This window comes from Colwellia sp. BRX8-9, assembly GCF_014077245.1.
In the GTDB taxonomy this organism is placed as follows: Bacteria; Pseudomonadota; Gammaproteobacteria; order Enterobacterales; family Alteromonadaceae; genus Colwellia_A.
The window spans coordinates 126924-133649 of sequence record NZ_JACGVN010000014.1 but is presented as its reverse complement, the minus strand read 5'-3'; the positions used below and the strand labels follow the sequence as shown (position 1 = coordinate 133649).

The 6726-nt window shown below is 40.2% G+C and carries 7 protein-coding genes; 4 read left to right on the top strand and 3 right to left on the bottom strand.

The genetic code is table 11. The features are described 5' to 3' along the window. Positions 1-455: 455 nt before the first annotated feature. The 3 genes from H4J70_RS13220 to H4J70_RS13210 form a co-directional block, all read right to left on the bottom strand. Positions 456-722 (bottom strand): DksA/TraR family C4-type zinc finger protein, encoded by a 267-nt coding sequence (locus H4J70_RS13220; protein WP_182214266.1) that lies wholly within the window; start codon positions 720-722, stop codon positions 456-458. A gap of 165 nt (positions 723-887) precedes the next feature. Next, positions 888-1271, bottom strand: a complete 384-nt coding sequence (locus tag H4J70_RS13215; RefSeq protein WP_182214265.1) for a VOC family protein — start codon at positions 1269-1271, stop codon at positions 888-890. Positions 1272-1533: 262 nt separating this feature from the next. Then, positions 1534-2400 (bottom strand): LysR family transcriptional regulator, encoded by an 867-nt coding sequence (locus H4J70_RS13210; RefSeq protein ID WP_070374516.1) that lies wholly within the window; start codon positions 2398-2400, stop codon positions 1534-1536. A 150-nt stretch (positions 2401-2550) separates the two neighbouring features. On the opposite strand from H4J70_RS13210, the gene H4J70_RS13205 reads away from it, so the two are divergent. The 4 genes from H4J70_RS13205 to gshA all read left to right on the top strand — a co-directional run bounded on the left by H4J70_RS13205 (position 2551) and on the right by gshA (position 6725). Further along, entirely contained in the window at positions 2551-2877 is a 327-nt protein-coding gene (locus H4J70_RS13205; RefSeq protein ID WP_070374515.1) for a multidrug efflux SMR transporter, read from the top strand. Between the two features lie 132 nt (positions 2878-3009). Then, positions 3010-4140, top strand: a complete 1131-nt coding sequence (locus H4J70_RS13200; protein ID WP_220465933.1) for an S-(hydroxymethyl)glutathione dehydrogenase/class III alcohol dehydrogenase — start codon at positions 3010-3012, stop codon at positions 4138-4140. Between the two features lie 56 nt (positions 4141-4196). After that, positions 4197-5036, top strand: coding sequence for an S-formylglutathione hydrolase (fghA, locus tag H4J70_RS13195; protein ID WP_182214263.1), 840 nt, complete (start codon positions 4197-4199; stop codon positions 5034-5036). 123 nt (positions 5037-5159) lie between these two features. Further along, on the top strand, positions 5160-6725 hold the full coding sequence (gene gshA, locus H4J70_RS13190; protein ID WP_182214261.1) for a glutamate--cysteine ligase: 1566 nt from the start codon (positions 5160-5162) through the stop codon (positions 6723-6725). Position 6726: the final 1 nt, after the last annotated feature.

The window sequence follows — 6726 nt, the reverse complement described above, 5'->3', positions numbered from 1 at the left end:
ACAGCCAACAAAAGTTAAGCAGTGTTGCGAGAAGACTTAACGAAAGACCAAGAAAGACGTTAGAATATGAAACACCAGCAGAGAATTTTAATCTATGTGTTGCATCCATCATTTGAACTCAAGGCCAATAGCTGACATTAAGCTTTTGCACATTAAGGAGCATTTTTAGGCTAATATTAGCCTAGATTTACTATTAACTTGTGGGGCTGGTTGAACTCACAGCTCATTGCTGCCGTTGATATTTAGGCAGTGAACGTTAATAATTTACCGGAATAATAACTAGAACAACTCTTTGATCTATTACACTTTGTACCTTGATTTCACGCCATGGTCATTTAGATTGCATAAGAAGTTACTTATTAATGCCAATGTCAACATTTATTCTGAACGTTGGGTAATCTAGTCTGGACTGGACTAATACTTGTTAACAATAAAAGTGTGTTTTTTACAGCATGTTAACGAAGTTGGCTATCTTTACTTCCGCGTCGGTTATAAAGGTTATGACGGGTTTGGCTTTCTTCAAATATACTTTGGCACTTAATACATAAGTTTATACCAGCGATTGCACGACGTCGTGCTTCAGGGATTTTAACGTCACATTCTTCACAATATAATAAGCTGTCGCCCATGGGTAATTGATTACGAACCTGTGCTACCGCGTCTTCCACGCTAGAATCGATTTGTTCTTGAACTGCTCCATCCTTAGACCATCCGCCCGCCATAAATTTCTCCTTTATTAATAAAATGTGTTATATAAAAACTTTTGATAAATCCCCCTAAATATGGAGCCAAATCTATGATGATAAAAATAGGTTTATACTGCTTCTGAATGCAAAAAAACACCGACTAATCGGTGTTTTATATTTTGATTAAGAGGTCGCGTTAATTTACGCTTCTTTAAAGCAGTAGACGGCTAGCTTGTTGCCATCAGGGTCGCGAGTATACGCCGCGTATGCATTTGGTGCCCAATCTCGTGTACCAGGAGCGCCTTCATCAGGGCTACCAGCAGCTATTGCAGCGGCATGGAAAGCGTCAATCGCTGCGCGGTTCGGTGCTTCAAAGCTAACAGTAACGCCGTTACCAACACTAGCTGGTTGGCCATTTGCTGGTTTTAAAACAAAGAAAGATGGTGCGTCTACGCCCCAAATAGTGCCATTTTCATCTAAATCAGCGATGCGCTTAAGGCCAATTGTATTTAAAACGTTATCGTAGAAAGTGCGTGATTGAGTTAAGTCGTTAGTACCAATAGTTACATGAGTAAATATGCTCATTTATATCTCCATAGAGTAAAGTTAATTATTTGCTTATCGATGTGTAGCTAAATTGCTACGACTCGTTTCGATGGAGGTATAATATACCTTTCTAAATAAATGATAATACCTAGTTATGTAAATAACCTTTACCTGATGGTAACAATGACACTTGATTAGAAAACAAATAAAGAAGGGGGAGTTTGTATGCAGTGGCGGATATGCACTACATACATTGATGCGCTATATAAAATCTGGGTATACAGTTGAGAAAAGAATGAGATTAAAGTAACTGCTCAGCTAAATAGTCAACGAGTAATCTAATTTTAGGTGATAAATGGCGATTTTGAGGATAAACCGCCCATATACCTTCATCAGGCGCACGATAACTGTCTAACAAGGTAACCAGTTCGCCACGTTGAATATGATGTTGAACATAGTAATCAGGTAACTGCACTATCCCTAAACCTTTGAGTGCTGCATCGGTTAAGCTATAACCATTGTTGTATCGTAACCTCCCCGTTACTCGGATACTTTTTTCTCTGCCTGACTCTCTAAAATGCCAGTGATCATTTGTTCCCAATAAACAACTGTGCTTATTAAGCTCTGATATAGAGTGTGGTATCCCCTGTTTTTCTAGATAGCTTGGCGAGGCACAAACATAGTTTGTTCGCTTACCTAATTTTTTTGCCATCATTGTCGAATCACTTAATTTACCCAGACGAATAGCTAAGTCATACCCTTCATCAACGATGTCAATTTGACGATTGCTTAAATAAGCAGACACTTCTACATCGTTATATTGCTTCATGAAATTATTCACAAGGGGCAATACCTGTTTCTCACCATAGGTGACGGGAGCAGTTAGTTTAATTTTCCCTTGAGGTTTAGATTGCAAGTTTGTAATAGCACGTTCTGCTGCATCTAATCCATCGAGTACGCTACGACAGTGTTGATAAAAAACACGTCCCTCTTCGGTTAAGGATACTTTGCGTGTTGTGCGATAAAATAATTTGATATTAAGGCGCTTTTCTAGCGCACTTATCTGGCGACTCACTTGCGCTGTTGATATCGCCATTTTTTTTGAAGCGAGCGTAAAGCTCTCATTTTCCGCAACATAAACAAATTCGCTGATACCATCCCATTGCATGATTGTTACCCCTGTGTACAAGTGATTTACTAAAACAGCATATTATCATTTTTTATAAGATAGTTATAATAGCTTCCATCAACAAAGCGCAACCTATTAAAAAAATAAAGTTTTGAGCTAGGTTATGTCTATATTTATAAGGGTGAATACATGAGCTGGTTATTTCTTTTATTAGGCGTTATCGCTGAAACATTATCTCACGTTGCGTTAAAAGAAACAGAAGGATTTACCCGCCCGATACCAAGTGCTTTGGTGTTAATAGGGCACCTTGCGGCTTTTATGTTTTTGTCGCAAGCAATGAAAGGCATGCCGGTTGGTATTGTTCATGCTTTATGGGCTGGATTAGCGATTGTAAGTGTAACGTTATTATCAACTATCGTTTATCGCCAACACTTAGATTTAACGACCTGGGCAGGTATGGCACTTGTTGCCACAGGGGTTGTATTAATTAATTTATCTCAAGGGCATGCACACTAAGTGACATGCTAGAGTAAAAACATTCAATAATAGGCTTAATGCTAATTATTACAAAAACTGAAAGTGAGTAACTCAAAGGTTATTTACATGATTATTATTTAAACCAATATTTAAACAAAAGTGAGAATTCAAATGACTGACAAATTTATCAAATCAAAAGCAGCGATCGCTTGGGGCCCAAACCAACCGTTATCTATTGAAGAAGTTGATGTAATGCTACCGCGCAAAGGTGAAGTATTAGTTAAAGTTATTGCTTCTGGCGTATGTCACACCGATGCATTTACTTTATCTGGAGATGATCCTGAAGGTATTTTCCCAGTGATCTTAGGTCACGAAGGTGGTGGTATTGTTGAACAAATAGGTGAAGGCGTAACGAGTGTAAAAGTTGGCGACCATGTTATTCCTTTATACACACCAGAGTGTGGCGAATGTAAATTTTGTTTATCAGGTAAAACTAACCTTTGTCAGAAAATTCGTGAAACACAAGGTAAAGGTTTGATGCCTGATGGCACAACGCGTTTTTATAAAGATGGTCAGCCAATCTTTCATTACATGGGTTGTTCAACCTTCTCTGAATACACAGTGTTACCAGAAATTTCGTTAGCGAAAGTTAATAAAGCTGCGCCATTAGAAGAAGTATGTTTACTAGGTTGTGGTGTTACAACCGGTATGGGCGCGGTAATGAATACAGCCAAAGTTGAAGAAGGTGCTACGGTAGCTGTCTTTGGTCTTGGCGGTATTGGTTTATCGGCTGTTATTGGCGCTACTATGGCGAAAGCGAGCCGTATTATTGCTATCGATATCAACGAAAGTAAGTTTGAGTTAGCGAAAAAATTAGGCGCTACCGATTTCATTAATCCAAAAGATTACGACAAACCTATTCAAGACGTGATTGTTGAACTAACCGATGGCGGCGTTGACTACTCGTTTGAGTGTATTGGTAACGTAGACTTAATGCGTTCAGCGTTAGAATGTTGTCATAAAGGTTGGGGCGAATCAGTGGTTATTGGTGTTGCCGGTGCAGGTAAAGAAATCTCTACCCGTCCGTTCCAACTAGTGACTGGTCGTGTATGGAGAGGCTCTGCGTTTGGTGGTGTTAAAGGCCGTACTGAGTTACCTGATTACGTTGAACGTTATTTAGCCGGTGAATTCAAATTAAGCGACTTTATTACCCATACCATGGGTCTTGAAGATATTAATGAAGCGTTTGAGCTAATGCATAAAGGCGAAAGTATCCGTACTGTAATTCATTTTGATAAGTAATAGTTAGTTTTGCTGCCCCACCACTTTGTAACGGGGCAGCATTTTGAGGTTCAAACATGACAATTGAAAATTTAAGTGCAAGCAAAAATTTTGGTGGCTGGCACAAGCAATATAGCCACCAATCTAAAACGTTAAATTGCCCAATGCGATTTGCTATTTACTTGCCGCCACAAGTCTCCAATGGAGAAAAAGTGCCAGTGCTATATTGGCTTTCGGGTCTTACTTGCACCGATGAAAACTTTATGCAAAAGGCAGGAGCACTGCGCATGGCTGCCGAATTAGGTATTGCCATTGTTGCGCCTGATACTAGTCCGCGTGGTGAATACGTAGCTAATGATGATGGTTATGATTTAGGTCAAGGCGCTGGCTTTTATGTAAACGCAACCCAAGCTCCTTGGAATCGCCATTACCACATGTACGATTACGTGGTGAATGAGTTACCTCAGATAATTGAAGCGACGTTTCCTGTATCTGATAAACGCGCCATTAGCGGTCATTCAATGGGCGGACATGGCGCATTGACTATTGCGATGCTAAACCCGGAACGTTATCGATCAATGTCAGCCTTTAGCCCCATTTGCAATCCAGTGAATGCCCCTTGGGGGAAAAAGGCTTTTACCGCTTACCTGGGTAAAGACAAAGCAACTTGGCACAATCATGATGCCAGTAACTTAATGCGTCGAGCGACCACGCTTATCCCGGCCAAAGTTGATCAAGGTGGAGCTGATGACTTTCTGAAAGAGCAGTTAAAGCCTGAAACACTAGAAGCGGCAGCAAACGTCAATAATTATCCATTAGAGCTGTCAATTCATGAAGGTTATGATCACAGCTACTATTTTATTTCGAGCTTCATTGAAGAACACTTGCGCTTCCATGCAAAGCACTTAAATAAGTAGTTATCAGACTGTCTTAGATAAAACTGCCGTGTCATGGATGACATCGCAGGAGTTTTTATCCGTTATATTTTTCATCAGTCATATTGAGCTACATCAATCCTCCCTATTTTAAGGAAAACTGTCTTGTCCGATTTATACCAGACTCGTCTTCAACGACTATCAGCCTCAGAAAACTTACCCCTGTTAATTCGTATCCAGCGTGGTATTGAAAAGGAAGGTTTAAGGGTTACGTCGCAGGCAACAGTGGCTCAAACCGGACACCCACAGGCACTCGGCTCACCGTTGACTCATGGCAGCATCACCACAGATTATTCTGAAGCCTTGCTGGAATTCATTACGCCAGTGTCTCAACAAGTTAATGACAGCATCGATTACCTGACTGATTTGCATAAATTTACCTTGAGCCAGCTTGAGGGGGAATACATTTGGCCTGCGAGTATGCCATGCCAACTGGCAGGGGATGAAAGCATTCCTATTGCTGAGTATGGCAGCTCTAATATTGCTCAGATGAAAAATGTATATCGGCAGGGCTTGGGGCATCGTTATGGGCGCACCATGCAATCTATTGCTGGTATACACTATAATTTTTCTATGCCGGATGACTTTTGGCCTTACTATCAGCATCTTTGGGGCGATAAAGGTGATATTCAGACATTTAAATCACAACGTTATTTTGGTCTTATCCGTAACTTTCGCCGCCACTCTTGGTTATTAATTTATTTATTTGGCGCTTCTCCAGCACTAGACAGTAGCTTTATCGGCGATAATAAATCCGACAAATTAAGCAAGCTAGGTAAACATACCCTAGGATTACCTTTTGCCACCTCCTTGAGAATGAGTGACCTTGGATATCAAAGTAAGGCGCAGAGCGAACTAAATATCAGCTATAGCAATCTAGAAAGTTATATTGAAGGTATGGAACAGGCAATGAACCGCCATTATCCAGAATATGAAAATATAGGTGTTAAAGTTGACGACGCGTATCGCCAACTCAATGCAAACATTCTGCAAATCGAAAATGAATATTACAGTGAAGTACGCCCCAAACGTATAACTCTGCCGGGAGAAAAACCCGTGGCAGCACTGAGCAAAAGAGGCGTTGAATATATTGAAGTTCGTATTCTTGATACCAACCCCTTGTTACCTGTTGGTATTGATGAACAGCAGATCCGTTTTCTTGATACTTTTTTACTGTATTGCCTGTTATCAGATAGCCCTGAATTATCTACAGTGGAGCAGGAAGACATTAAATTTAATCAACAACAAGTTATTCTACAAGGGCGTAAACCATCATTGTCGTTGAAGAAAAACGGCGAGCTTACTGGTTTTGATATCAGCGCTAATAGGCTATTGGTTGAGATGACAGCTATTGCAAAATTACTCGATAATGCACATGGGAATGAGTCATACAGTAAAGCGCTCACTGTCCAAGTTAATAAGGTGGAAAATAGCGAATTAACACCGTCAGCTATCCTCATGCAAGCTATCGAAAAAGGTAATGAGTTTACTGATTCAATGTTATCTCAAGCTAAAGAACATCATGCTCACTTCACCAATAGTGGCTTATCGGCTAAAAAGGTTGCTCATTTACAACTTGCCGCGAAAAAATCATTAAGGCTGCAAAAGCAGCTGGAAGCGAGTGATGAAAGTTCATTTGATGTCTTTCTACAGAGTCACAATGCGTCATAAA

What these genes read in the sequence shown, in the direction of transcription:
- H4J70_RS13220 (WP_182214266.1), bottom strand. Translation starts at nt 722, where the DNA reads ATGGCGGGCGGATGGTCTAAGGATGGAGCAGTTCAAGAACAAATCGAT.
- H4J70_RS13215 (WP_182214265.1), bottom strand. Translation starts at nt 1,271, where the DNA reads ATGAGCATATTTACTCATGTAACTATTGGTACTAACGACTTAACTCAA.
- H4J70_RS13210 (WP_070374516.1), bottom strand. Translation starts at nt 2,400, where the DNA reads ATGCAATGGGATGGTATCAGCGAATTTGTTTATGTTGCGGAAAATGAG.
- H4J70_RS13205 (WP_070374515.1), top strand. Translation starts at nt 2,551, where the DNA reads ATGAGCTGGTTATTTCTTTTATTAGGCGTTATCGCTGAAACATTATCT.
- H4J70_RS13200 (WP_220465933.1), top strand. Translation starts at nt 3,010, where the DNA reads ATGACTGACAAATTTATCAAATCAAAAGCAGCGATCGCTTGGGGCCCA.
- fghA (WP_182214263.1), top strand. Translation starts at nt 4,197, where the DNA reads ATGACAATTGAAAATTTAAGTGCAAGCAAAAATTTTGGTGGCTGGCAC.